General features: G+C 73.5%; 22 protein-coding genes. 8 read left to right on the top strand and 14 right to left on the bottom strand.

Going from position 1 to position 24,209, the window contains the following annotated elements; genetic code table 11:
* Window positions 1-74: 74 nt before the first annotated feature.
* Genes AB0D29_RS17545 through AB0D29_RS17535 form a run of 3 tightly spaced genes read right to left on the bottom strand, consistent with a single transcriptional unit; the run spans window position 75 to window position 2,329 of the window.
* Window positions 75-1,037 (bottom strand): sensor histidine kinase, encoded by a 963-nt coding sequence (locus AB0D29_RS17545; RefSeq protein WP_362855071.1) that lies wholly within the window; start codon window positions 1,035-1,037, stop codon window positions 75-77.
* The gene (locus tag AB0D29_RS17540; protein WP_362855069.1) at window positions 1,034-1,393 is read right to left on the bottom strand and encodes an STAS domain-containing protein; all 360 of its coding nucleotides are present in this window, start codon (window positions 1,391-1,393) and stop codon (window positions 1,034-1,036) included. Before AB0D29_RS17540 ends, AB0D29_RS17545 begins: the two co-directional genes overlap by 4 nt.
* A gap of 9 nt (window positions 1,394-1,402) precedes the next feature.
* On the bottom strand, window positions 1,403-2,329 hold the full coding sequence (locus AB0D29_RS17535) for a SigB/SigF/SigG family RNA polymerase sigma factor (protein WP_362855067.1): 927 nt from the start codon (window positions 2,327-2,329) through the stop codon (window positions 1,403-1,405).
* A 218-nt stretch (window positions 2,330-2,547) separates the two neighbouring features.
* Between AB0D29_RS17535 and AB0D29_RS17530 the strand changes: the two genes are divergently transcribed.
* From AB0D29_RS17530 to AB0D29_RS17520, 3 genes are all read left to right on the top strand, one after another.
* Window positions 2,548-2,892 (top strand): STAS domain-containing protein, encoded by a 345-nt coding sequence (locus tag AB0D29_RS17530; protein WP_362855065.1) that lies wholly within the window; start codon window positions 2,548-2,550, stop codon window positions 2,890-2,892.
* Window positions 2,893-3,128: 236 nt separating this feature from the next.
* Window positions 3,129-7,148 (top strand): HAMP domain-containing protein, encoded by a 4,020-nt coding sequence (locus AB0D29_RS17525; RefSeq protein ID WP_362855063.1) that lies wholly within the window; start codon window positions 3,129-3,131, stop codon window positions 7,146-7,148.
* The gene (locus tag AB0D29_RS17520) at window positions 7,145-9,568 is read left to right on the top strand and encodes a SpoIIE family protein phosphatase (protein ID WP_362855061.1); all 2,424 of its coding nucleotides are present in this window, start codon (window positions 7,145-7,147) and stop codon (window positions 9,566-9,568) included. The genes AB0D29_RS17525 and AB0D29_RS17520 overlap by 4 nt, the downstream gene beginning before the upstream one ends.
* 69 nt (window positions 9,569-9,637) lie before the next feature.
* Here AB0D29_RS17520 and AB0D29_RS17515 read toward each other — a convergent pair whose 3' ends face one another.
* Together AB0D29_RS17515 and AB0D29_RS17510 are read right to left on the bottom strand one after the other, a co-directional pair.
* The gene (locus AB0D29_RS17515) at window positions 9,638-9,904 is read right to left on the bottom strand and encodes a DUF6296 family protein (protein ID WP_362855059.1); all 267 of its coding nucleotides are present in this window, start codon (window positions 9,902-9,904) and stop codon (window positions 9,638-9,640) included.
* A 54-nt stretch (window positions 9,905-9,958) separates the two neighbouring features.
* Complete coding sequence (locus tag AB0D29_RS17510) at window positions 9,959-10,348, bottom strand: helix-turn-helix domain-containing protein (protein WP_362855057.1); 390 nt, start codon at window positions 10,346-10,348, stop codon at window positions 9,959-9,961.
* Window positions 10,349-10,521: 173 nt separating this feature from the next.
* On the opposite strand from AB0D29_RS17510, the gene AB0D29_RS17505 reads away from it, so the two are divergent.
* Window positions 10,522-11,451: a SigB/SigF/SigG family RNA polymerase sigma factor gene (locus AB0D29_RS17505; protein ID WP_362855055.1), complete on the top strand. Its 930-nt coding sequence runs from the start codon at window positions 10,522-10,524 to the stop codon at window positions 11,449-11,451.
* 24 nt (window positions 11,452-11,475) lie between these two features.
* On the opposite strand, the gene AB0D29_RS17500 is transcribed toward AB0D29_RS17505, so the two are convergent.
* The 4 genes from AB0D29_RS17500 to AB0D29_RS17485 all read right to left on the bottom strand — a co-directional run bounded on the left by AB0D29_RS17500 (window position 11,476) and on the right by AB0D29_RS17485 (window position 15,618).
* The gene (locus AB0D29_RS17500) at window positions 11,476-12,702 is read right to left on the bottom strand and encodes a cytochrome P450 (protein ID WP_362855053.1); all 1,227 of its coding nucleotides are present in this window, start codon (window positions 12,700-12,702) and stop codon (window positions 11,476-11,478) included.
* Window positions 12,703-12,847: 145 nt separating this feature from the next.
* Window positions 12,848-13,777 carry a 2-dehydropantoate 2-reductase gene (locus AB0D29_RS17495; protein WP_362855051.1) on the bottom strand — a complete coding sequence of 310 codons (930 nt, stop codon included), beginning with the start codon at window positions 13,775-13,777 and terminating at the stop codon, window positions 12,848-12,850.
* A complete protein-coding gene (locus AB0D29_RS17490; RefSeq protein ID WP_362855049.1) occupies window positions 13,774-14,754 on the bottom strand; it encodes a DMT family transporter in 981 nt (326 codons plus the stop codon). Before AB0D29_RS17490 ends, AB0D29_RS17495 begins: the two co-directional genes overlap by 4 nt.
* A gap of 129 nt (window positions 14,755-14,883) precedes the next feature.
* Window positions 14,884-15,618 (bottom strand): helix-turn-helix domain-containing protein, encoded by a 735-nt coding sequence (locus tag AB0D29_RS17485; RefSeq protein WP_362855047.1) that lies wholly within the window; start codon window positions 15,616-15,618, stop codon window positions 14,884-14,886.
* Between the two features lie 147 nt (window positions 15,619-15,765).
* Between AB0D29_RS17485 and AB0D29_RS17480 the strand changes: the two genes are divergently transcribed.
* Window positions 15,766-16,599, top strand: coding sequence for a class I SAM-dependent methyltransferase (locus tag AB0D29_RS17480; RefSeq protein ID WP_362855045.1), 834 nt, complete (start codon window positions 15,766-15,768; stop codon window positions 16,597-16,599).
* A gap of 151 nt (window positions 16,600-16,750) precedes the next feature.
* Here AB0D29_RS17480 and AB0D29_RS17475 read toward each other — a convergent pair whose 3' ends face one another.
* A complete protein-coding gene (locus tag AB0D29_RS17475; protein WP_362855044.1) occupies window positions 16,751-18,022 on the bottom strand; it encodes a Dyp-type peroxidase in 1,272 nt (423 codons plus the stop codon).
* Window positions 18,009-18,638 carry a molybdopterin-dependent oxidoreductase gene (locus AB0D29_RS17470; RefSeq protein ID WP_362855042.1) on the bottom strand — a complete coding sequence of 210 codons (630 nt, stop codon included), beginning with the start codon at window positions 18,636-18,638 and terminating at the stop codon, window positions 18,009-18,011. The genes AB0D29_RS17475 and AB0D29_RS17470 overlap by 14 nt, the downstream gene beginning before the upstream one ends.
* A gap of 217 nt (window positions 18,639-18,855) precedes the next feature.
* Here AB0D29_RS17470 and AB0D29_RS17465 point away from each other — a divergent pair, with 217 nt between their 5' ends.
* Together AB0D29_RS17465 and AB0D29_RS17460 are read left to right on the top strand one after the other, a co-directional pair.
* On the top strand, window positions 18,856-19,449 hold the full coding sequence (locus tag AB0D29_RS17465) for a GNAT family protein (protein WP_362855041.1): 594 nt from the start codon (window positions 18,856-18,858) through the stop codon (window positions 19,447-19,449).
* Between the two features lie 153 nt (window positions 19,450-19,602).
* Window positions 19,603-20,112 (top strand): DM13 domain-containing protein, encoded by a 510-nt coding sequence (locus AB0D29_RS17460; RefSeq protein ID WP_362855136.1) that lies wholly within the window; start codon window positions 19,603-19,605, stop codon window positions 20,110-20,112.
* On the opposite strand, the gene AB0D29_RS17455 is transcribed toward AB0D29_RS17460, so the two are convergent.
* Window positions 20,109-20,741 carry a sigma-70 family RNA polymerase sigma factor gene (locus AB0D29_RS17455; RefSeq protein WP_362855040.1) on the bottom strand — a complete coding sequence of 211 codons (633 nt, stop codon included), beginning with the start codon at window positions 20,739-20,741 and terminating at the stop codon, window positions 20,109-20,111. The two genes, AB0D29_RS17460 and AB0D29_RS17455, sit on opposite strands and share 4 nt — an antisense overlap.
* A gap of 77 nt (window positions 20,742-20,818) precedes the next feature.
* On the opposite strand from AB0D29_RS17455, the gene AB0D29_RS17450 reads away from it, so the two are divergent.
* Window positions 20,819-21,715, top strand: coding sequence for an alpha/beta hydrolase (locus tag AB0D29_RS17450; protein ID WP_362855038.1), 897 nt, complete (start codon window positions 20,819-20,821; stop codon window positions 21,713-21,715).
* Here the strand turns inward: AB0D29_RS17450 and AB0D29_RS17445 are convergent.
* Entirely contained in the window at window positions 21,661-22,902 is a 1,242-nt protein-coding gene (locus tag AB0D29_RS17445; RefSeq protein WP_362855036.1) for a VWA-like domain-containing protein, read from the bottom strand. The two genes, AB0D29_RS17450 and AB0D29_RS17445, sit on opposite strands and share 55 nt — an antisense overlap.
* Window positions 22,899-24,203, bottom strand: coding sequence for a MoxR family ATPase (locus AB0D29_RS17440; RefSeq protein WP_362855034.1), 1,305 nt, complete (start codon window positions 24,201-24,203; stop codon window positions 22,899-22,901). Before AB0D29_RS17440 ends, AB0D29_RS17445 begins: the two co-directional genes overlap by 4 nt.
* Between the last annotated feature and the right edge of the window lie 6 nt (window positions 24,204-24,209).

The following is a 24,209-nucleotide window of genomic DNA, read 5'->3' as shown; positions in this document are numbered from 1 at the left end:
GGTCTTTCACCCCCACGTCGACTCTGGACTCTGCTCTCGGGTACGTGCCCGTACAGTCTAGGGGACCGCCGCTCTCAGAGCGTCGCCATGTGGAGTCGCAGCGTGAAGCCGCTCTCCGCGGCACGGACCTCGACCAGATCGCAGAGCTGGTGGATCATCCACAGCCCGCGGCCTCCCTCGGTCGACGCCAGGGAAGGGCGGCGGCGCCCGGCCAGGGGGTCGGCCAGCCGGCCGCCGTCGTGGATCTCGGCGACGACCCCCGCGCCGGCTCCCGCTCCGGTGGTGGTCCACAGCCGGAGGGTGCCCTTCCCGCCTCCGTGGGAGAGGGAGTTGGCCGCCGCCTCGCTGACGGCCAGGACGAGGTCGCCGCGGCGTGCCGGGGTCAGGGCCGTGCCACGCGCCCAGTTCTCGGCGTGCTCGCGCACCTCGGCCAGCCCGCCGGCGGCGTAGTCGAGACGGTCCACCTCGCCGTCGTGCTCGGGCAGGGGCAGATCGCAGTCCGCGCTGACCCTGGACGCGTCGGTGTAGGCGGCGCTCGGCAGGTCTCGGCCCTCCTCGATCAGCGTGGGGTGCGTGCGCCGGGCGTCGGCCACCACCGAGGGCGCCAGCCCCCGTACGTCGTACGGGCACAGGATGGTGGCAGGCCGGCCGGCGAAGGCCGTGTTGATGAGGGCCTCGTGGCGGGTGGCCTCCAGCACCTCCGCGGGGGAGCGGCCGGGCCATATCGGCTCGCCGACGATCCGCGCCGCCCGGCTCGCGTGCTGGTCGGCGAAGTCCTGCAGGGAGGCCAGGATGCGGCCGGGATTGCGGCCCAGCCCGGTCATGTCCGTCCAGGCGATCTCGGTCCCGCTCGTGTCGAGGCTCTCGCGCAGGGCGTCCAGGTGCGGGCCCGGCACGGCGACCAGGACCGGCTCGTCGGCCGACAGGGCGGCCCGTACGAAACCGCCCACGCCCGTGAGGTACTCGTCGAGATCCCGGTAGAAGAGGGCAGGGTGGACGAAGGCCCCGGGCCCGGCGGGCGCAGGAACAGTGATCATGCTGCGACCTCCAGCGCGGCGCATTCGTCCGGGAACATCTCCACTACCTTGCGCAGCGAGTATGGCGGGTCGTGGAGCAGCAGGCGCCGCCCCTGCCCGTTGAGGGCGGCCGACGCCTGCACCAGGGCGGCCACCGCGGCCGTGTCGAGGAAGGCCACGGCGGAGAGGTCCAGGTGGACGACGGGGCCCGGCACCCCGGTCACGACGCCGAGCGCGGCGGACAGGGCGTGCCGGGTGTCGAGGTCGCAGCTGCCGCTCAGGCATACGCCGGGGCGGCCCTGTAGCGGCAGGACGGTCAGGGGCGCCGCCGCGCCCCTTCCCGATCCCGCTCCCGTTCCCGTCCGCAGGGAGGTCATGGCCCGGCCCTACACCGTGAGCATGCCGGCGCGCAGGCGGGCCAGGGTCCGCGACAGGATGCGGGAGACCTGCATCTGCGAGATGCCCAGTTCGGCGCCGATCTCGGCCTGCGTCTTCTCCTGGCCGAAGCGCATCCGCAGGATGTGCCGGTCGCGTTCGTCCAGTTGCTTCAGCAGGGGCGCGAGGGTGTGGAACTCCTCGAAGAGTTCCATGGCGGGGTCGACCTCGCCGAGGCGTTCCGCCAGCGGCCGGGTCGTCGGGCTCGTCGTGGACGTCGCGTCGCTCTCCGCGCCGGCGGTGTCGAGGGACCCGCTCGTGTAGCCGTTCGCGGCCACCAGCCCGTCGATGACCTCGTCCTCGGACAGCTTCAGGTGCCGGGCGACCTCCTTGACCGTCGGCGCCCTCCCCAGGTCGTCGGTCAGGGTCTCCTGGGCCTTGGCGAGTTCCATGCGCAGTTCCTGCAGGCGGCGCGGGACGTGCACGGCCCAGGTGGTGTCGCGGAAGTAGCGCTTGATCTCACCCGTGATGTAGGGGAGGGCGAGCGTGGAGAACTCGACCTCGCGCTCCAGGTCGTAGCGGTCGATGGCCTTGATCAGACCTATGGTCCCCACCTGGATGATGTCGTCCAGGTCGAGACCCCCGCCGGCCGCCCGCGAGCGGAACCGTCGCGCGGCGAACTGCACGAGCGAGAGATTCATCTCGATCAGGGTGTTGCGCGTGTACTGGTACTCGCGCGTCCCCTCCTCCAGCGTGCGCAGTCTCCCGAAGAAGAGCCGCGACAGTTCCCGTGCGTCGGCGGGAGCCATCTCCCGGGCGTTCTCCACATGGAACAGGTCCTCGTCCTGCGTTGGCGCTCCCGCGGTGCCTTGGTCACAAGCAGGCGCGTGCGCCTCTGTTGCACGAATGGGGCCTACTGCGGTGGACGAGCGAGACATGGTGGCCGCTCCCTCCCGATCGACTGACGGCTGCCCGGGCCCTTCTGCCCCGACTTCGCGGTTCTACACAGCTCGGCGGAATTAGTTTTTCCGCAGGGTCGTGCCGTGCGGCCGAAGGGGCGCCGACGCGGACGGCGGCGGCCGCGTCGGCGCGATCAGCAGGCATACTCCCTGAGGACGACGTACAGACGTACAGGTGGCGATCCGGGGAGGCGGACATGACCGGAGCAAGGGACGCGCACCAGCAGGGTGTGGTCGGGGAGACCTACCCGGCGGGGGCCGGGTGGGTGGTGGCGGCCCACGGGGAGCTCGACCAGGACACGCTGACCCCGCTGGAGGAGGCACTCGTCGCCGCCGCGGACCGGTACCCGCTGGTGGTGCTGGACGCCGGTGCCATCACCTTCGGAGACTCCTCCTTCCTGAACCTGCTGCTGCGTCTGCACCACCTCACCGCCCTGCGCATCGCCGCCCCCGGCGAGCAGTTGCGCCGGCTGTTCGCCGTGACCGGCGCCGACACCGTGCTCTCCCTGCACGCGAGCGTCGAGGACGCCGTGGGGACGTGAGCCCGCGCGGACCGGCGCACGGGTAGCCCGCCGCTGGTGCGCCCCGGAGCCGGATGCGCTGCCTCCGGTGTGATCGACTGGGGTTCGTCCTCCCTTCGGTGGCGTTAGCCTTCACCCGACCGATGCCCGGGCGACGCCGGATCCCGGCGGAGCCCGGCGCTCCGGCGCGCCCTGATGCCAGGGGTCCGTTCCGTCCCGGGTGTCGGTGCCGGTGAGATCGAGAGTGAGGTTGGCGGATGGCCGAGCGGGCGGGCACGGATTCACTGAACGGGGTGCCACCGTTGCCGGGTGAGGGCGGGATCGGCGAGTCGGAGCTGCGGCAGTTGCTGGCCGGGCTGACCGCCGTACGCGACGGGGACTTCCGCACCCGGCTGCCCGATACGGCGGACGGGCTGCTCGGGGAGATCGCCACCGTCTTCAACGGGATGGCCGACCAACTGTCGCTGTTCACTTCCGAGGTGACCCGGGTGGCCCGCGAGGTGGGCACCGAGGGGACCCTGGGCGGCCAGGCCGACGTGCCGGGCGTCGGGGGCGCCTGGCTGGACCTCACGGATTCGGTCAACTTCATGGCCGGAAACCTCACGGCCCAGGTGCGCTCGATCGCCCAGGTCGCGACCGCCGTGGCCAAGGGCGACCTCTCGCAGAAGATCAACGTCACGGCCCGCGGGGAGATCCTGGAGCTGAAGGAGACCATCAACACGATGGTCGACCAGCTCTCCGGGTTCGCCGGGGAGGTGACGCGCGTGGCCCGTGAGGTCGGCACCGAGGGCCGGCTCGGCGGCCAGGCCGACGTCATGGGCGTCTCCGGGACGTGGAAGGACCTGACGGAATCGGTCAACGTCATGGCCGACAACCTGACCGCCCAGGTGCGCTCGATCGCCGAGGTCACCACCGCCGTGGCCCAGGGCGACCTGACGCAGAAGATCCGGGTGGACGCGCGCGGGGAGATCCTGGAGCTGAAGGAGACCATCAACACGATGGTCGACCAGCTCTCCGCGTTCGCCGACGAGGTCACGCGGGTGGCCCGCGACGTCGGGACCGAGGGCAACCTGGGCGGCCAGGCCACGGTCCGGGGGGTCTCCGGCACCTGGAAGGACCTCACCGACAACGTCAACGTCATGGCGTCCAACCTGACCGGTCAGGTGCGGTCGATCGCCCAGGTCGCCACCGCCGTGGCCCGCGGAGACCTCTCGCAGAAGATCGTGGTGGAGGCGAGGGGCGAGGTCGCCGCGCTCGCCGGGGTCATCAACACGATGGTCGACACGCTGTCCGCCTTCGCCGACGAGGTGACGCGGGTGGCCCGCGAGGTCGGCACCGAGGGCCGGCTCGGCGGCCAGGCGCACGTCCCCCATGTGGCGGGGACCTGGAAGGACCTCACCGACAACGTCAACTCCATGGCGAACAACCTCACGGGCCAGGTCCGCAACATCGCCCTCGTCACGACGGCCGTCGCCAACGGCGACCTGTCCAAGAAGATCGACGTGGACGCCCGGGGCGAGATCCTGGAGCTGAAGACGACCATCAACACGATGGTCGACCAGCTGTCCGCCTTCGCCGCCGAGGTCACCCGGGTCGCCCGCGAGGTCGGCAGCGAGGGCCGGCTCGGCGGCCAGGCCGAGGTCGAGGGCGTCTCCGGCACCTGGAAGCGGCTGACCGAGAACGTCAACGAGCTGGCCGGCAACCTGACCCGGCAGGTCCGGGCCATCGCCGAGGTCGCCAGCGCGGTCGCCGAGGGCGACCTGACGCGCTCGATCACGGTCGACGCCTCGGGCGAGGTCGCCGAACTCAAGGACAACATCAACTCCATGGTCGGCTCGCTGCGCGAGAGCACCCGGGCCAACCAGGAGCAGGACTGGCTCAAGTCCAACCTGGCCCGCATCTCCGGCCTGATGCAGGGCCACCGGGGGCTCGCCGCCGTCGCCGAACTCGTCATGGACGAACTGACGCCGCTCGTCGCCGCCCAGTACGGCGCCTTCTACCTCGCCGAGGACGGCCCCGGCGGCACGGTGCTCACCCTCGTCGGCTCCTACGGGCGGTCCGCGGACGCCGAGGAGCGCGTCACGTTCGCCCTCGGCGAGTCCCTCGTCGGGCAGGCGGCCCGCAGCCACCGGATCATCGCCACCGACCAGGTCCCGGGCGGCTACGTCATCTCCTCCGGGCTGGGCCACACCACTCCCGGCAGCCTGATCATCCTCCCGATCGTGGTGGACGAGCAGGTGCTCGGAGTGATCGAACTCGCCTCCTTCACCGCCTTCACCCCCGTCCACCGCGACTTCCTGGCCCAGCTGATGGAGACCATCGGCGCCAACGTCAACACGATCGTCGCCAACGCCAGGACCGACGAGCTCCTCGGCGAGTCCCAGCGGCTCGCCGGCGAACTCCAGGCCCGCTCGGAGGAACTCCAGGTCCAGCAGGAGGAACTCCAGCGCTCCAACGCCGAGTTGGAGGAGAAGGCCGCCCTCCTCGCCAGCCAGAACAGCGACATCGAGGCCAAGAACCTGGAGATCGAGCAGGCCCGGCAGGAACTGGAGACCCGCGCACAGCAGTTGTCGCTGGCCTCCACCTACAAGTCCGACTTCCTGGCCAACATGAGCCACGAGCTGCGCACCCCGCTCAACAGCCTCCTCATCCTCGCCCAGCTCCTCGCCCAGAACCCCGCCCGCAACCTCACCCCCAAGCAGGTCGAGTACGCGGGCATCATCCACTCGGCCGGCTCGGACCTGCTCCAGCTGATCAACGACATCCTCGACCTGTCCAAGGTCGAGGCGGGGAAGATGGACATCAACCCCGAGCGGGTCGACCTGCCCCAGCTGCTCGAGTACGTCGACGCCACCTTCCGGCCGATGACCACCCAGAAGAGCCTCGACTTCACCGTCACCACCGCCCCCGACGCCCCCGACGACCTGCTCACCGACGACTCGCGGCTGCGCCAGATCCTGCGCAACCTGCTGTCCAACGCCGTCAAGTTCACCGAGCGCGGCGGCGTAGAGCTCCGCATCGAACCGGCGGCGGCCTCCGAGATGCCCGCCGGGCTCCCCCGGCGCGGGCCCATGCTGGCCTTCCGGGTACGGGACACGGGCATCGGCATCCCCGCGCAGCAGCTGGAGTCCGTCTTCGGGGCCTTCCAGCAGGCCGACGGCACCACCAGCCGCAAGTACGGGGGCACCGGCCTCGGACTCTCCATCAGCCGTGAGATCGCCCAGCTGCTCGGCGGGGCCGTCACCGCGGAGAGCACACCCGGCCAGGGCAGCACCTTCACCCTCTTCCTGCCGGTCAGCCGCGCGGACTACGAGGACGCCCCCGATCCCGACGCCCCCGCGGAGCCCTCGTACGCGGACGCGTCCGGTCAGGCCGGTCCGGGCCGTCCCGGCACCCCCGTGCTCCCGGCGCAGCGGCGGGCCCGCCGCCTGCTCGTCATCGAGGAGCGGCCGGGCGGGCTGCTCTCCCTGGTCGCCGAGAGCGCCGGCCGGGACTTCGCCCCCCGCCACCAGACGACGCGCGAGCACGCCGGCATCCACGTGGTCAGCGTCACGAGCTCACGGGAGGCCGCCGCCGCCCTGGCGTCCGACTCCTTCCACTGCGTCGTCCTGGAACTCGACATGCCCGACGGCGAGGCACTGCGCTTCCTCGACGCGCTCGACGGGGACCCGGCCCTCTCCTCGCTCCCCGTCCTCGCCCACAACAACCCGCGGGGCCGGACCGGTCAGGAGGAGGCCCTGCGCGAGCGGCCCGCGGCCCGCCACGTGGAACTGCTGTCCAGCCTCGACGAGTTGCGGGAACGCATCGCGCTCCACCTGTCCGCCGAACAGCCGGGGGACGTGCTGCCCCTCGTCCAGGGCGACACCCCACGGCAGCAGGCGGCCCACGTGCTCGACGGCGACCTGGCCGGACGCACCGTCCTCGTCGTCGACGACGACGCGCGCAACCTCTTCGCCCTCAGCGGGGTCCTGGAACTCCACGGCATGCGCGTGGTCCACGCCGAGGACGGCCGCAAGGGCATCGACGCCCTCACCCACCACGCGGGCGTCGACCTCATCCTGATGGACGTGATGATGCCCGAGATGGACGGCTACGCCGCCACCGCCGAGATCCGGCGGATGCCGGCGTACGCGGGCCTGCCCATCATCGCGGTCACCGCCAAGGCGATGCCCGGGGACCGGGAGAAGAGCCTCGCCGCCGGCGCCAGCGACTACGTGACGAAGCCGGTGGACGCCGACGACCTCATCGGCCGCGTCCGGTACTGGCTCACGCGATGACCGGGGACACCCAGCGGCACCACGGCGCGCCCCCGCAGCCGACGCCGGTCGGCGACCAGCCGGCCGGCGCCCTCCCGCACCAGGTCCCGACCCCGATGGGACGCCTCGTCGCCACCGTGGAACGGCTGCGCCGGGAGGTCCTGGAGGCACAGGCCGCCGCCGACGGCCGCGCCCTGGTCGAGCTGGCCAAGGGCATCCTGATCGGGCAGCTGCACTGCACGCCGGCCGCGGCCGCGCGCCAGCTCGACCTGCTGTGCCGGGAGAGCGGGACGTCCCCCCTCGAACTCGCCGCCGACATCGTCAACCAGGCGTCCCGCGACCACGTCAGCGAGATCGCCGCCGCGTTCGTCGAGCGCGCCGGGACGGACGAGGACCCGGCCGAGCCGTACTCCACGGTGTCGGTCCGGCTGCGTACCGCCGAGAGCGGCATGCTGGCGGCCGACGCCGACACCCAGGCGGTGGCCGAGTCCCTCCTGACGAACGCCCTGAGCCCGCTGGGCGCGGTCGCCGTCGCCGTGTGGACGGCGGTGCCCGACGGCTCGCTGGCCCTCGCCGGCCACGCCGGTTTCCCGCCGAGGGAGGCCGTCCGCTGGCGCCACGTACCCCCGGGCGTCTCCACCGTCGCCCGCCTCGCGCTGCGCGAGCGCCGCCTGGTCACCCTCGCCCGCCTCAACCGCGAGGGGCTGCCCTCCATCGGCCACCTGCACTGGCCCGACGGCGGCCGGATGGCCGTACCGACGGGGACGGGCGGACGGATCCACGGCGTCCTGGAGATCTGCTGGCCGCAGCCCCTGGCGCCGCAGCCGCCGCAGATCGAGCGCCAGGTCGAGGCCCTAGCCGAGCTGTGCGCCCGGACCATGGACGCCTCGCCCCCGCGCGAGCTCGCGGCCACCGAAGGGGTGCTCCCGGACGTCGCGGAACTCATCGACCTCGCCGAAGGACTGCAGGACCCCGCCGTGGTGCTCACTCCGGTCCTCGACGCCGAGGGCCGGCTGGGCGACTTCCGGATCCGGCACGCCGGCAGCCGGTTCGTCGACCCCGTGGGACGGCCGCGCGGCGACGTCAACGGTGCGCTGCTGCTGGAGGCCTATCCGATGGCCGCCGGCGAGAGCGGGCTGTTCGACATCATCGAGCGCGTACACGCGACGGGGGAGCCGTTCAGGGCCGAACGCATGAGCCTGACCGCGCTCGTCGACCAGATCCCGCTCACCTCGGTCGCGGACATCAGCGTCAGCCGGCACGGCTCCGCCGTCCTGCTGATCTGGCGGATCGAGGACGAGCGGGCCCGGCTGGCCAACCTCCTCCAGCACGCCCAGCGCCTGGGCCGCATCGGCGGCTTCGAGGAGAACCTCGCCACTGGCGAGACCACCTGGAACGCGCAGCTCTACGCCCTGCACGGACTTCCCGCCACCGCGCCCCCGGTCCGGCTGCGGGAACTGCCCGGGCACGCCCATCCGGACGACTCGGCCGCCCTCGACCGCTTCCTGCGGGCGGTGCTCCGCCACCGCCGTCCCGCCTCCGTCAACTTCCGCCTCCAGAGGTCCGACGGGATCACCCGCCACATCAGGGTCGTCGCCGAGCCCGTACTCGACGCGGACCAGCGGCTGCACGCCGTGCGCGGCGCCTACCAGGACATCTCCGCCCAGCACTGGACCGAGGTCGCGTTGGCCGCGACCAGGGACCAGCTCGCCCACAGCGAGGCGGAGTCCGCGGAACGCAACCGGCTGGCCCTCCAGCTCCAGCACGCCATCATGCCGCCGACGCCACCGGCCATCGAGGCCCCGGGCCTGCGGGTCGCCGTCCGCTACCGGCCGGCGGAGACCGAGTCGCTCGTCGGCGGCGACTGGTACGACACCGTGGTCCTGCCCTCCGGGCTGATCATGCTGTCCGTCGGTGACGTCGCCGGCCACGGCATCGAGGCGGCCACCGGCATGGTCGTGCTGCGCAACGCCCTGCGCGGCCTCGCCGTCACGGGCGCGGGCCCCGCCCAGCTGCTGTCCTGGCTCAACACGGTCACCCACCACCTGGCCAAGCACGTGACGGCCACCGCCGTCTGCGGGCTCTTCGACCCGAGCACCCGGGTGATGCGCTGGGCGCGTGCGGGGCACCTGCCGCCCGTACTGCTGCGCGGGGGCGAGGCCGAAGCGTTCCCGCTGATCGAGGGCCTGCTCCTCGGCGCGCTGCCGGACGTCACGTACGTGGAGCGGGAGGTGCGGCTCGAACCGGACGACACCCTGCTGATGTTCACGGACGGCCTGGTGGAACGGCGGGACTGCTCGGTCCAGGACTCGCTGGGCCATCTGGTGCAGGCGGCGGCCGCCGGAGCCGGGGATCTGGACGGGCGGCTGGACCGCCTGCTCGCCGAGAGCCGGTCCGACACGGACGACGACACGTGCGTGATCGGCATCCAGGTCGGCTGAGGCCCGCCGCCGCCCGACGTACGGCGCCGGTGTCAGTCCATCGGGCCGGCGCCCGCACGGTGCCGGCGGTCAGGCCACCGCCCGGGCCCGCAGGACGCGGGCCGGGTCCTGGCCGCCGCCGGTCGCCAGCACGCGGACCTCGCCCTCGTCGCTGATCTCCGCCCGGAGGATGCCGCTGGCGTCCTCGTAGACGGGATGGCCGCCCGGGCCCGACGCGTCGGTGCGGGTCATCCGGACCACGTCCTCGCCGGGCCGGTCCGTGGCCGCGAAGACCACTTCGTAGGCTTCCGCCTGCCGGTCCTCGTGCGGGGCTTCGGTTTCGTGACCTGTGCTCATGGCGGATCCTCCTGCCGTGGGCGTTCGCCCGGGTGGATGCCCCCACCAGCCACGCTAAGCCTCACCCGCTGCTCTGTCCTCACCGGGCGAGGCGGCCGCCCCGGCGGGGGACGCCGGCGCGGCCGGCGCCATCGGGGCGGACAGGGGGCCGGCCAGGTAGGCGAGCAGTCCGGCGATCTCGCGGCCGGCTTCGGCCGGGTGGCGGAAGCGCGCGCCGGGGGCGATCGCGTAGCGGTTGCGCCGGCCGTCCCGGGTCCGTGTGAGATATCCGTCGGCCTCCAGGTCCGTGACGATCGTCTGCACGGTGCGCTCGGTCAGGTCACAGATCGCCGCGAGGTCGCGCAGCCGGACCCCCGGGTCGCGCGCGATCGCGATCAGCACCCGGGCGTGGTTCGTCAGGAAGGTCCAGTGGTTCCGTCGGGAACCGGTGTGCTCGTTCTCCACGCGGACATCCTTGGACGGCTACCCGCGAAAAGCAAATCCAGAAATGTATTTCCGGTATGACTTGACGTGTGTCCGTGACCCCGGCAGGGTGCAGGTGAGCGGAAGCAGAGTTCCGCATGACCCGAGCAGTCGCGCAACGCGCCGCAAGCACCCGTGCCCAAGGAGCGACGACGATGACCCCCACGGCCACGGCCGAGGCCACGAGCCCGTCCACGCCCCCGACGACGACCCCTGCCGCCAGCGGCGGGGTCGGATCCGTCCCTGCCCTCAGCGGGCTGCCCTTCGTGCCCCGCCCGCGGGAAGTGCCGACCGGCGACGCCCGGCAACTGACCCGGGTGTTCTTCGAACGGCTGCGGAACCTCGAAGAGGGGACCCGCGAGTACCAGTACGTGCGCAACACGCTCATCGAGATGAACATCTCACTCGTGCACTTCGTCGCCCGCCCGTTCCGTGACCGCCCCGGCGGCCCCGAGAACGAGGACATCGTGCAGGTCGGCGTCATCGGCCTGATCAAGGCCATCGACCGTTACGACCCCGAGCGCAACACGCAGTTCGCCACGCTCGCCGTGCCGTACATCACCGGCGAGATCAAGCGCCACTTCCGGGACACCACGTGGGCCGTGCGGGTGCCGCGCCGGCTGCAGGAGCTGCGCGTGGAGCTCGCGAAGGCCACGGAGGCGCTGACCTCCGAGTCGGAGCACCCGCCCACCCCGGCGGAACTCGCCGCGCACCTGGGCCTGACCGAGGACGAGGTCCGCCAGGGCCTGGTCGCGGCCAACGGCTACTCCACCCAGTCCCTCGACGCGCCCCAGCAGCACACCGCCGGCAGCGCGCAGGCGAACGGGGCCGGACAGGCTCCGCGCAGCCTCGCCGAGACCCTGGGCGAAACCGACCCCGCCCTGGAGGCCGTCGAGGACCGCCACGCGCTGGCGCCCCTCCTCGCCGACCTGGACGAACGCTCCACCCGCATCCTCCAGCTGCGCTTCGGCGAGGAGCTGACCCAGGCGGAGATCGGCGCGGAGCTCGGTCTCTCCCAGATGCAGGTCTCCCGCCTGCTCTCCCGCACGCTGGGCAGCCTGCGCGAGGAGCTGCTGCACGACTGAGCCGCCGCTCGCCCGGCGGCCCGGTCACCAGGTCGCGTAGAGGGCCTGCGGCGAGCGGTGGATCAGCGTGGGCCGCATCCGCGGTCGCGGACGGTCCTCGTCGAGCCGCAGTTCCGGCAGGCGGCGCGCGAACAGGTCCAGTGTCAGACGGAGTTGCTCGCGCGCCAGCTGGGAACCGGGGCAGCCGTGGGCTCCGTGCCCGAACGCGAGGTGCTGACGGTTTCCGGGCCGGGTGATGTCGAACTCGGCGGGCCGCTCGTACCGCTCCTCGTCGCGGTTGGCCGCACCGTACGCCACCAGCACGGTGGCCCCCGCCGGGAGATGCGTCCCGGCGAGGGTCACCGGCCGGGTGGTGATCCGCCGGAAGGCCTGGATGGCGGTGTCGTGGCGGGCGGCTTCCTCCACCGCCGCCGGGACGAGCGACGGATCGGCGCGGAGCATCCGCCACTGCCGCCGGTCACCGAGCAGGTGCAGCAGCGTGGTGCCGATGAGGGCGCTGGTGGTGAGGAATCCGGCGATCAGCAGGTTCTGCAGACTCGTCACCAGTTCGTGGCGCTGTTCGAGGGTGAGCTCGGCGTCCCCGGGGGCGAGGGCCGCCACCATGGTGGAACACATGTCGTCCCGGGGCCGTGCGCGCCGGTCGCGGACGTACCCGTCCAGCAGGTGCTGGAGCGCCACCACGTCCTCGGCGGCAGCCGCCTGTTCCTCCGGCGGCAGCGGCCGGAACAGCAGTTCCTCGGCCCGGTAGCCGCCGTGCACGGCGGCGGGCACGTCGGCCGGGTCCAGCCCGATCAGCCGCCCGATCACCATCCCGGGCAACCGCCGGGCGTACGCCTCCACCAACTCCGCCGACCCGTCCGCCGCGAAGCCGTCCACCAGCTCGCTCGCGCAGGCGCGGGCGTAGGGCACCAGCGCCGCCACCCGGGCGGCGGACAGCCCCCGGTTCAGCGGGGCCCGGTGCCGCCGGTGGGCGGCGCCGTCCGAGGACACGACGGTCGGCCGGGGTCCGAAGCCCCGGGGCAGCACGCCGAGCGCCGCCTCCGACAGCGCGACGTCCGGCAGCAGGGAGTTCGCCGAGGAGAAGTCCTCCGCGCGCAGCAGCACTTCCCGTACGTCCCGGTCGCGCGCCACCAGCCACGCGGCGAACTCGGGTACGTACGTCAGCCCTTCGGCCCGGCGGGCGCGGTCGTACAGCGGGTACGGGTCGCGGTACAGCTCGTCACGCCGCGCCTGGTCGTCGTACGACGTCACGGGGACCTCCGGATCACGGTCGGGCCTGGCAGGGGTCACCGCCGTGGGCGACGACCTCCGGTGCGCTCGGTTCGGTCGGTGCGCCGGTCATCCTGCCCGAAGCCCGCCCGGGCCGGTAGGCCGCCCTGCCGGCGCCCTTCCCCCGTCAGGAACGTGCCGCGGCGAGGCGGTGCTCGTGGACGCGCAGGTGCAGGGCGGCGAGGTCCAGCAGGGGAGCGGCCACCCCCAACGCGCGGGCGCGGACGGTGAGATCGGTCAGCACGTGGTCGGCCTCCGTCGGCGCCCCGGCCACGAGGTCGCGGTAGAGGGACGGGGTGAGGGGAGAGCCGGAGGCCGTGACGGTCGAGGTGGTGAAGGCGCGTTCGGACTCCGGCACCGGGTGGCCGGCGGCCTCCGCCACCGCTGCCGCCTCGGCGAGCAGGGACGGCCCCAGGGCCGAGCCGCCCGGGACGGCGTTGACCTCACCGACCGTGCCGCGCATCAGGCAGGTCAGGGCCACCAGCGTGGAGATGAAGACCCACTTGTGCCACATGGCCGCGACGATGTCCCCGGTCTCCGGCGAGTCGATGCCCGCGTCGGCCAGGGCGGTACGGATCCGCTCCACGCGGGCCGAGGGGCGGGCGTCGGTCTCCCCGGTCAGGATGACCGCGGGCGGGGCCATGCGGAGGATGTCGCCCTCCGCGCTCAGCGTGGTGACCACCTTCGCGACCCCGCCGAGGACGGCTCCGGCCCCGAGGCGCGCGGTCAGCGCGTCGAGGTGGGCGACCCCGTTGAGCAGGGGCACGACGGCGGTGTCCGGGCCGACGGCGGGCTCGATGTCCGCCAGGGCCGTGTGCAGGGCGGTCGCCTTCACCGAGAGCAGGACCAGGCCGTACGGGCCGCCCGCGGCGTCGGCCGTCACCAGCTTCGGCGTCAGGTGGAGCTTTTCGCCTTGGCCTTCGACGCGCAGTCCGCGCGCCCGGAGGGCCTTCGCGCGGGCCGGCCGGACCAGGAAGGAGACGTCCTGGCCCGCCTCGGCGAGCCGGGCGCCGAAGAAGCCGCCGACGGCGCCCGCGCCGACCGTGAGGATCTTCATGAGGAGTGCCTTTCGTGGGTTCCGGTCAGGCCGGGTTCCGGACGGTCCGCGGGAAGCGGCCGGTCGTGGCCGGGAGTCCGCGGGGAGCGCGGTCCGTACCGGGACACCGCGACGCCGGCGAGGCAGAGCAGGCCGCCGAGCAGGGACAGCCACGCGGGTACCTCACCCAGGAAGGCCCAGCTCAGCAGGACGACGATGGCCGGTACGGCGTACGTCGTCGCGCCCAGCTTGCCGGCGGGCATGCGCGCCAGGGCGTAGGTCCAGGTGGTGAAGGCGAGGGCGGTGGGCACCACGCCCAGGTAGAGCATGTTCAGGGTGGCCGACAGCGGCGCGTGCGGCAGTTCCGAGGCCAGTTGTCCCGCGAACGGCAGGCAGACCACGGCTCCCGTCAGGCAGCTGAAGGCGGTGATCTGCAGGGGTGTTCCGTAGGAGAGCGCGGGCTTCTGCGCGACGACCCCCGACGCGTAGGCCACGGCCGCGAGCAGGCAGAGTACGACGCCCAGCACCGAGGTCGAACCGCCTTCGCCGGACGACATGGACAGGCCCACGACCACCGCTCCGGCGAAGGAGACGCCCATGCCCGCCAGCAGTCGCGGGGGCAGTGCCTCGCCGAGGAGGCGGGCCGCGAGGAGGGCCATGAGGATGGGCCCGGTGTTCACCAGCAGGGACGCCGTTCCCGCGTCGACCAGACGCTCGCCCCAGTTCAGCGCGACCGTGTAGCCGCCGAACCACACCACGCCCGACACCAGGATCCCGCGCCAGGCCTCGCGGGGCGGCAGCCCCTGGCGGCGGACCAGGAGCAGGACGGCGAGCACCAGCGAGGCGGCCAGCAGTCTGCCGAGGGCCAGCGCCCCGGGGGAGTAGGCGGCGCCCGCGCTGCGGATGGAGACGAAGGCGGAGGCCCAGGCGAACACCGTGAAGGAGACGGCGCCGATCGTGAGCACGTGGGGCGGGATTCGACCCGAGCGGAACGTCATGCATCCACCCTACGGCCGCAACATTTCGCTGTCGACCGAAATATTGACGGACCTGGACCTGGACCTGGACCTGGACCTGGACCTGGATCCGGACCCGGATCCTTGCGCAGCGCTCCGGACTCTCCGAGGTCAGCTCCACGCGTCCGGCGTGAGCCCCAGCAGATCGCCGAAGGCCCGCTCCCCGGCCCGGGTCACGTCCAGCGCCCGGCCGCCGCCCGCCGGGCGCACCACCCATTCCTCGCCCAACGCGTGCGCGCACAGCCGCGCCCCGGTGATGCCGCCCAGGTGGCGGCGGCGCTCGGTCCAGTCCAGGCAGGAACTCGCCAGCGGCCTGCGCCCCTCGTGGGCGAGGCCGATGCCGGCCCCTTCGCACCAGGACCGGCCCTCGTCCGTCAGCTCGAAGGCGCCCTCCGTGCGCAGGAGTCCGCGCCGCTCCATCGCGTCGGTCACCGCCATGCCGAACCGGCCGGCGAAGTGGTCGTAGCAGGTGCGGGCGCGGGCCAGCGGGTCCGGTGCGGCGACCACGGGGACCGCGTGCGCCGCGTCCCGGTCCGGGATCGCGTACGAGGCGAGCTGGTCGACGAGGCGGGCGGTCGCGGCGTCCGCGATGCGCACGTAACTGTGGCGGCCCTGCCGCTCGGTCACGCAGAGACCCGCGTCGAGCAGCCGGGACAGATGGCCGCTGATGGTGGACGGCGCGACCGCGGTCATCCGGGCCAGCTCGCCCGCGGTCCAGGCCCGCCCCTCCAGCAGCGTCATGCAGATCGCGGCCCGCGTCTCGTCGGCCAGGGCCGAGGCGAAGGCGGCGAGGCGGGCGGCGGGCGCCGGCTCGTCCGCCGGCGTTCCGGCATGCGAGGTGTTCATACCCCCAGGATGCCCCATGTTTCGGCAGACAGCGAAGGATCCCCCGGTAGGGGGATCCTGTCGGGGCCCTCTGTCGTGACGGTGCCTCCCGGGCCACACTGATGACCTCGGGGCAGGACGCTCCGTCACGAGGAGGGTGGTGGGGAGTTGTCGGGTGGATCTGCGGAGCAGCCCGCTCCGGTCGTACGCCCCGCGGTCTGGGAGACGTACGGACCGGCCGATCTCAGCGCCGTGCCGGTGTTCGCCGGCGGGTTCATCAACTTCGGCTTCTGGCAGTCCGTCGATCTCGAACGGCCGCTGTCGCAGGGTGACCGGATCCGGAGCGAGCAGGACCTCTACCGGCACGTACTCGACGCGGCCGCCCCGGCGGGCGGCAAGGCCGTGGAGATCGGCTGCGGTCTCGGCCTCGGCTGCGCCCTCGCCCTCGACGAGTACGGGCCCGCGGTGATGACCGGGGTGGACATCCACCCCCAGCAGCTCCAGCGGGCCCGCGAGGCGAACTCCGCGCACCTCGAAGCGCGGCCGGACCGGCTGCGCTTCGTCCTCGGGGCGGCGGAGAGCCTGCCGCTCGGCGACGCGGAGTTCGACTCCCTCTTCAGCGTCGAGGCGGCCCAGCACTTCCCGGACCTGTCCGCCTTCGCCCGGGAGGCGGCGCGGGTCCTGCGCCCCGGCGGGCGGGTGGCGGTCGCCAGCTTCTTCACCGTCGACGGCGCACCCTCGCACGCGGACCGGCTCGCGCGACTGCTCGACTCGTTCGCCAGCGGCCTCGACATCGCCCGGCCCGTCTCCGGGCTCGCCGACGCCCTGGGTGGGGCCGGTTTCGCCGATGTCGAGGTCGCCTCGATCGGAGCGCAGGTCTGGCCCGGCTGGGACCGCTGGCTCGCCCGCCTCTGGAAACCCGGCACCTGGCCCCGGAACTTCCTGGCCGCCTGGGAGCAGCAGATCCTGGACTACTACCTGGTCACGGCCACCCGCCCGTAGCTTCGCGCGGCCCCGCAGCCCGTCCAGGCGCTCGCGGACCACTTCGACATGCGCCGCCCCAGCCTCGCGGATCGTCGAGCGGCTCTGACCCCGCGCCGGTGAAGGCGGCGGTGACCCGGGCGGGTTCGGCCCGCCGTCGGGCAGCCGTGCGTCAGCCTTCGAGCAGGGCCTGGCCGACGTACGCGCCCGGGCTGGCGCCGGCGGGGGCCACGAAGAGGGACGACGCCTCGTGGACGGCGTAGCGGGCGAGGGCGTCGCCGCGGGCGAGGCGGTGCTGCACGGGGACGAATCCGGTGCGGGGGTCGGACTGCCAGGCGAGGAAGAGCATGCCCGCGTCCGGGGCGCCGTCCGGGCGGAGGCCGTCGTGGTAGGACCAGCCGCGGCGGAGCATGGTCGCGCCGCCGGTGGTGGCGGGGGCGGCGAGGCGGATGTGGGCGTTGGTGGCGATGACCGGGACGCCGTCGGGCCGGGCCGCGCCGAGGTCCGCCGGGGTGGTCTCCTGACCGCCGGTCAGGGGGGTGCCGTCGGCGGTACGGCGGCCGACGGCCTGGTCGCGGTGGTCCCGGGGGAGGGTGTCCCAGTGGTCGAGGAGCATGCGGATGCGGCGTACGACGAGGTAGGAGCCGCCGGCCAGCCAGGCGGGGGCGGCCGGGTCCGACACGACGATCCGCGCGCGTTCGGCGGGATCGGCCGGGTCGGGGTTGGCGGTTCCGTCCAGGTGCCCCATGAGGTTGCGGTGGGCGCGGCCGGGCGAGGCGCCCTCGGGCGCACTGGTGAAGCCGGCCATCGTCCAGCGGACCGTGGCTTCGCCGTGGGCGAGGCGCTGGAGCGTCCGCAGCGCGTGGACGGTGACGAGCGGGTCGTCCGCAGCGATCTGTACGAACAGGTCACCGCCGCCGCGGGCGGGGTCGAGCTGGTCGTCCGGGAAGGCGGGCAGGGGCGCGAGGGCCTCGGGGCGCGCCGAGGTCAGGGCGACCCGGTCGAAGAAGGTGGCGCCGAGCCCGAAGGTGAGGGTGAGGGAGGCGGGTCCCGCGCCGAGCGCGGAGCCCGTGTCGACGGCGCGGGAACCGGGCGGCGAGAGCTCCTCGCCCACCGGCTCGCCCCGGGTCAGCCGCTCGGCGGCGGTGCTCCAGCGCAGCAGCAGGGCGGCGGCCCGGCCGCGGTCGGTGCGGGTCCCGAAGTCGAAGGCGGCCAGCCGGGCGTGCGCTTGACGGGGATGCAGGATCCCGGCCTGGTGCCGTCCGTGGAAGGCCACCGTCCGCGCGCGGACCGGTGGTGCGCCGCCCGTTCGCAGGCCGGCCACGGCCGCCGTCCCGGCGCCGACGACGCCGAGCCCGGCCGCGCCGAGCAGGGCCCGCCGGCCGAGGCGCCGATCGGGTCGGCCCGGTTCGGGTCGGCCCGGATCGGTGTCAGTGCTGTCCACCGTCGACCACCGGATCGACGACACCGACCCACAGCCGGTTGAGCTCGGACACGTAGCGGCCGCCCTTCGTGTCCTGGGGCGCGACCAGGCGCGGACCGGACGCGTCCTCGAAGGGGACGTCGTCCTCGGAAACCGCGAGGAGGACCTGGGACTTGGCGAAGCCCGGGTCGATCTCGGCCCAGGCGAACACGGCGCGGTAGTCCCCGCCGCCGGTCGCGACGGCGACCCCGCGCAGCTGTCCGTTCTTCTTCGAGGCGTCGAAACGCGGCTGGGCGTTCTTGAGCACGTCGTGGAGCAGGACCCCCTTGTACGTGTGCTTCTGCGGGCCCTTGGCGCTGGTGAACTCCACGGAGACCGAGGTCTGCGGCAGGGCGCGGAGGTCGGTCAGGGTGAGGGTGTACGGCTTGTCGACCTGGCCCGCGACACGCACCTCGCCCGGCTTCAGCGGAGCCGAAGAGGACGGGGCGGCCGACGCGGAAGCAGAAGCGGAGGCGGAAGTCGCCGCGGCCGGCTCGGCCTTGGAGTCGGCGGATGCTCCGCAACCGGTCAGGAGCAGTCCGCTGACGGCGAGCGAAGCTCCCCAGGTCAGCGGGCGGAGGCTGGAGTGCTGAGGCATGGGCGTGTCCCTCCTGGCGACTGATCGACTGCCCCGCAGGTGCGTGGTTAACGATGCCGATGCAGCGCAAATGCCGGGTGAAACATACATGACAGATGGCACATGCGGGGATCATGAATGCGGCGTGAATTGCGGCGTGAGCGGCGGTGCGAGTGGAGGCGTGAACGGCGGCGAAATTCGTTCGTCGTCCCGTTCCGACGGCCCGTAGCATCCGCCCGTGACCGAGAACGAGTTGGACGACGCGCCCGTGACGACCGACCGCGTGCTGTGCTGGCGGGGCAGGACGGTCGGTTTCGCACCGCTCGACGCCGAGGACGCCGAGCTGATGCACGCCTGGCGGTCCGACCCCGTGGCCGCGTTCGAGATCGGCTTCTGGCCCCGCTCCCTCACCTCGGTCCGTGAGCGCCTGGAGCGGGACCGGGACGAACACGACCGGGACGACTTCCTGATCCTGCTCCCGGACGGCACGCCGATCGGCCACATCGCCCTGGTCGACCAGGACATGGTCGACGGCACGGCGGAGATCCATCTGGTGATGGACCCGCAGCACCGGGGCCGGAGCCTCGGCACCGACGCCGTGGACGCACTGACCGATCTCGCCTTCGGTGAACTGCCCATGCAGCGCGTCCAGGCCGTCACCCACACGGGCAACACGGCCGCGCTGAACGTCCTCGCCAAAGCGGGGTTCGTTGAGGAGGGCGTGCGGCGCTCGGCCTGTCTGCACCGGGGGCGCCGCCTCGACGTCGCCGTCCTCTCCCTGCTCCGTGCGGAGTGGGAGGCGCTGGCGCGCCCGCGGTCCTGGGAGCTCTGACCGGCTTCGCCCGGCCCGGCAGGGGCGTGGTTTGATGATCGCACCGGGCGGGACCACCTCCGGGCGCCGTACCCCGCAACGGGCGGCGGTGCACAGCGGCATGACGGAGGACCGGACGTGGTACGTGAGCGCGGACGGCGGCGCAAGCCGCTGCTGATCGGCGGCGCGGCGGTGGCGGCGGTCGGGCTGGCCTTCGGTCTGTACTGGTTCGAGCCCTGGAAGCTGTGGGTGGAGGAGTCGGTCAACGAGGCCGCCCCCTCCGTCTCGGCCGCCCCGGACCCCGCCGCGTCGGCGAACCCGCCGGCCGCGCCGCGGACGGTGGCCGAAGGCAGCCTGATCAGCCACGAGCACGCCACCACCGGCACCGTCAAACTCCTCCGCCTCGCCGACGGCTCCCACGTCCTGCGCGTGGAGGACCTGGACACGAGCAACGGCCCCGCCCTGAGGGTCTGGCTGACCGACGCGCCCGTCATCGAGGGTGTCGACGGCTGGCGCGTCTTCGACGACGGCAAGCACGTCAGCCTCGGCGCCCTCAAGGGCAACAAGGGCGACCAGAATTACCCCGTTCCGGCCGGGGTGAACCTGGCCGACTACACGAGCCTCGCCATCTGGTGCGACCGCTTCGACGTCTCCTTCGGCGCGGCCACCCTCAAGCCGGTCTAGATCGCGTCCGGCCCGCGCGAACCCAGGTGGTCGCGCTGGATGCGGTGGGCGAGGGCGCGCCGCACCGAGGCCGACGCGGTGGCCGTGGTGGTGCCGGTGGCGCCGGCCCGCGGCGGGACGTCGAGGCCGCGACTGATCTCGTCGTACGCGCTCCGGCAGCCGGCGGGCAGCTCGGCCCGGTGCAGCAGCAGGTCCTCTTCCACCAGGCGGCGCAGCGCGTCGACGTTTCCGGGCGTGAAGCGCTTCCTCCCCCGGGCGAGGGCATCGACGAGCCGGGCGCAGCGGGCGGTGTCGTCGAACGCCTCGGAGATCTCCTCCGCGAGACCCCACAGGCGCCCTTCGAGCCAGGGCGCGTCGTACTGGTCGAGGGCGAGCCCCATCGGCGTCGGCGGCCCGTCCGTCCTGTGCTTCGCCGCCTGCTTGGACACGGCGGGCTGGCTCATGTCGGCGAGCCGGGCGATCCGGTCCTGGGTCCAACCCCAGCCGGCCAGCACCCGGATCATCTCGGTGCGCAGCTGCCGCATCTCCTCCCCGGCGCGGATGACCTCGTTCATGCCGGCGAACATCCGCCCGGCCTGCTCCTCGGTCAGTGCCCCGGGGCGGTGGTGCGCGTCCTCTTCCCCTGTCATGCCTCGGTTATACACCCGTACGCCGCCCAGCCATAACCAGGTTGTACAACCCGGTTATGGCTGGCAGGATCCGGTTCATGCCCACCTTCTCCGCTCCCGACGGAACCCGGCTCTCCTACCGTGTGACCGGCGACGGCGAACCGCTCGTCTGCCTTCCCGGGGGCCCCTCCGACTCCCGCTACCTCGGCGACCTCGGCGGCCTGTCCGCGCACCGCCGGCTCATCACCCTGGACCTTCGCGGCACCGGCCGGTCCGCGGTTCCCGAGGACCCCTCCTCCTACCGCTGCGACCGCCTGGTCGGCGACGTCGAGGCGCTGCGCGAACACCTCGGGCTCTCCCGGATCGACCTGCTGGCCCACTCCGGCGGCGCGAACCTCGCCACGCAGTACGCCGCCGGCCACCCGGAGAAGGTCGCCGCGCTCGCGCTGATCGGCCCCGGGGTCCGGGCCGTCGGCATCGCCGTCACCGGGCAGACGCGCCGCGAGCTCGCGCTGCGCCGGAGCGACGAGCCGTGGTTCCCGGCCGCCTTCGCCGCTCTGGAGGCGATGGCGGCCGGCACCGGCAGTGACTGGGAGGCCGTCGCGCCCTTCTTCTGCGGCCGGTGGGACGCCGAGGCGCAGCAGCACCACGCGGCCGGCCGGCCCGTCAACGGCGAGGCCGTCGCCCTCTTCGCCGCCGAGGGCGCCTTCGACCCGGAGATCACCCGCGCGGCGCTCGCCGCCTTCGAGGCCCCCGTCCTGCTGGTCGCCGGGGAGTTCGACCTGAACAGTCCGCCCCGGACGGTGACCGAGTTCGCGGAGCTGTTCCCCGACGCCACCCTCGTCGTACAGCCCGGAGCGGGCCACTACCCGTGGCTCGACGACGCCGCCCGGTTCGTGGCGACGACCACGGCGTTCCTGGACCGGAGAACGGCCCCCGCTCACGACCCGATGGCCACGACCCGGGCCCACTGCGGTGGCGCGTCCGGCACGTAGTCGGGGTTGTCCTCGTCCCAGTGGTCCGTCCGCCCGCGCGGGAAGAGCCCCACCACCGTCCGGCACGGCGGCGGGCTGTCCGGCCAGGGCGTCTGGCCGTCGGTCAGGACCACGATCACGTCCGGCCGAGGCCCCGTCCGGAGCGCCTTGGTGAAGCCCGCCCGCAGGTTCGTGCCGCCACCGCCCAGCAGCGGGATGCCCTCGCCGCGGCACAGCGGGTGCACGATCCGGGCCGCCGCGTCACACGGCACCACGGTGACGAGGTCGCGCCGGCCGCCCACGGCGCGGGAGATCGAGGCGACCTCCAGGAGCGCACTGCCCAGTTCGGCGTCACTGACCGAAGCCGAGGTGTCGATGACCACCGAGACCCGGGGCGGCCTGCGCCGCAGGCTCGGCAGCACGGCCCCGGGCACCGCGGCCGAACGCCGGGAGGGACGGCCGTAGCTGTAGTCCTCGCCGGCGCCCGAACCGGAGACCGCCGACCGGATGGCCGCCCCCAGCAGGTCCCGCCAGGGCTGCGACGGGTGGAACGCCTCCTCCGCCCACCGCTGCCATGCCTGCGGGGTGTTGCCGGGACGGCCGTTGATGCCCTGGGCCACCCGGAACCGGACCGCGTCCCGTTCCTGTGTGCTGAGCCCGTGCGCGCCGTCCGGACCCAGGTCCCACTCCCGGTCCAGCCCGTCGGCGCCACTGCCGCAGTCCAGCCAGGCCATGCTCTCCGTATGCGCCGAGAGCCGGAACTGGCGCAGGTATTCCTCCATGAGCCGGCCGGCGGGCAGCCCCAGCGCCTGCGGCGTGACGGCGTCCTTCGGCCCGACCAGTCCGTCACCGAACGCGTCGTCGTTGATCTCGAAGTCCGCGGCGATGTTCATCCGCAGCCGTTCTCCGGGGCCGGTCAGTCCGTGCGCCCGTGCGTACCGGTCGCCGCGCCCGTGATGGTCGCGCAGGAGGTGCGACACCTCGTGCACCCAGACCCCGGCGAGCTCCTCCACCGGCGTCCGGTCCACGAACGCGGGGGAGACGTAGCACCGCCAGTGCCGGTCGACGGCCATCGTCGGCACCCGCCGCGACTCCACGGTGTGCAGGGCGAACAGTGCCGTCGCCAGGTACGGCCGGACCCGGGCGGCGTGCAGCCGGGCGGCGAAGAGCTTGTCGAGGTCCAGGGCCCCCGGTGCGTCCGGGCTCACCGTCCGGCCCCCGCGGGGGCCGCGATCCGCGCCGCGGCCCGGTCCGCGGCCCGGTCCGCGCGCCGCGACAGGGTCACCACGCCGGCGAGCCGCTCGATCGATGCCGGGACGTCCCAGTCCTCCTGGCGCAGCGTGGCGAGCGTGGTCGCGGGGACGACCAGCAGGTCCGGGGCTCCGGTCTCCAGGGCCCGGACCAGCAGGGCCCATGCCGCGTCCCAGCGGGACCTCTCCGGACGCTTGCGGACCGCCGCCACCACCGCGTCGAGCGCGGCCTGGCGCAGGTCTCCCCGCTCGGGCAGGACGGCGCCCGCCGGGTCGGCGAGCAGATCCTCGGGGTCGGGGAGGTCCATCCGGTCGAGTCCGGCGAGCAGTTCCAGGGCCGGACCGTCCCCCACAGTGCCTCTGACCAGCAAGGACAGCACCTCCCTGGAGGAGCCGGCGGCGGTCGCGAAGGCGATCAGGCGCAGCGTCATGTCCCAGCTGCGTGGGGAGGGCCAGGGGCCGCCCCGCCGCGTTTCACTGCTGGGCAGCCGGTGTACGAGCGTGGGGCGGGCGGAGAGGAAACCGCACACCGCACGGCGGGCGTGGTCCACGGCCGCCGGCAGTGCCTGCGCGTCGAGGCGCGGCAGGCTCGCGCGGGGCCACGTCCCGCCGAGCCCGCGCACCACGACCTCGTGGTCATGGGTCCACTGGAGGTGGACGAACCGGTTGGCCAGGGGTGGACTCAGCTCCCAGCCGTCGGCGGCCGAGGACCGCGGGTTGGCGGCGGCCACGATCCGGACCCCGGGTGGCAGTTGAAGCGTGCCGATCCGCCGTTCGAGTACGAGGCGCAGCAGGGCGGCCTGCACGGCGGGCGGCGCAGTGGACAGCTCGTCCAGGAACAGCAGTCCCCGGCCGGCCCGTACGAGGCGCACGGCCCAGTCCGGCGGAGCCATCGGCACGCCCTGTTCTGCGGGGTCGTCGCCCAGGACGGGGAGGCCGGAGAAGTCGGACGGCTCGTGGACGCTGGCGATGACCGTGGTCAGCGGAAGGTCCAGGGACTCGGCGAGCTGGGTCAGGGCCGCCGTCTTCCCGATCCCCGGCTCGCCCCACAGGAGGACGGGCAGGTCGGCGGCAACGGCCAGGGTCAGGGCCTCCAGTTGGGCGTCGGGGCGCGGTTCGGTGGTGGTGTCGCGGAGCAGCGACAGCAGCTCACCGGCGATGTCGAGCTGGGAGGGGCCGGCCGGGTCGGCGGGGGAACAGGCCGGTGAGGAAGGGGCGTTGGCGATGTCGGTCGCAGGGAACGGGGTGTGTGCGGGCATGGTCGA

Origin of the sequence: Streptomyces sp. NPDC048424, assembly GCF_040651555.1 — a bacterium.
Lineage (GTDB): Bacteria > Actinomycetota > Actinomycetes > Streptomycetales > Streptomycetaceae > Streptomyces.
This window is presented reverse-complemented; position numbering and strand designations above follow the sequence as displayed.

Bases quoted from the DNA above. Each gene is read 5' to 3' on its own strand.
- AB0D29_RS17545 (WP_362855071.1), bottom strand. From the start codon at position 1,037: ATGATCACTGTTCCTGCGCCCGCCGGGCCCGGGGCCTTCGTCCACCCT.
- AB0D29_RS17540 (WP_362855069.1), bottom strand. From the start codon at position 1,393: ATGACCTCCCTGCGGACGGGAACGGGAGCGGGATCGGGAAGGGGCGCG.
- AB0D29_RS17535 (WP_362855067.1), bottom strand. From the start codon at position 2,329: ATGTCTCGCTCGTCCACCGCAGTAGGCCCCATTCGTGCAACAGAGGCG.
- AB0D29_RS17530 (WP_362855065.1), top strand. From the start codon at position 2,548: ATGACCGGAGCAAGGGACGCGCACCAGCAGGGTGTGGTCGGGGAGACC.
- AB0D29_RS17525 (WP_362855063.1), top strand. From the start codon at position 3,129: ATGGCCGAGCGGGCGGGCACGGATTCACTGAACGGGGTGCCACCGTTG.
- AB0D29_RS17520 (WP_362855061.1), top strand. From the start codon at position 7,145: ATGACCGGGGACACCCAGCGGCACCACGGCGCGCCCCCGCAGCCGACG.
- AB0D29_RS17515 (WP_362855059.1), bottom strand. From the start codon at position 9,904: ATGAGCACAGGTCACGAAACCGAAGCCCCGCACGAGGACCGGCAGGCG.
- AB0D29_RS17505 (WP_362855055.1), top strand. From the start codon at position 10,522: ATGACCCCCACGGCCACGGCCGAGGCCACGAGCCCGTCCACGCCCCCG.
- AB0D29_RS17495 (WP_362855051.1), bottom strand. From the start codon at position 13,777: ATGAAGATCCTCACGGTCGGCGCGGGCGCCGTCGGCGGCTTCTTCGGC.
- AB0D29_RS17490 (WP_362855049.1), bottom strand. From the start codon at position 14,754: ATGACGTTCCGCTCGGGTCGAATCCCGCCCCACGTGCTCACGATCGGC.
- AB0D29_RS17485 (WP_362855047.1), bottom strand. From the start codon at position 15,618: ATGAACACCTCGCATGCCGGAACGCCGGCGGACGAGCCGGCGCCCGCC.
- AB0D29_RS17470 (WP_362855042.1), bottom strand. From the start codon at position 18,638: ATGCCTCAGCACTCCAGCCTCCGCCCGCTGACCTGGGGAGCTTCGCTC.
- AB0D29_RS17455 (WP_362855040.1), bottom strand. From the start codon at position 20,741: ATGACAGGGGAAGAGGACGCGCACCACCGCCCCGGGGCACTGACCGAG.
- AB0D29_RS17450 (WP_362855038.1), top strand. From the start codon at position 20,819: ATGCCCACCTTCTCCGCTCCCGACGGAACCCGGCTCTCCTACCGTGTG.
- AB0D29_RS17440 (WP_362855034.1), bottom strand. From the start codon at position 24,203: ATGCCCGCACACACCCCGTTCCCTGCGACCGACATCGCCAACGCCCCT.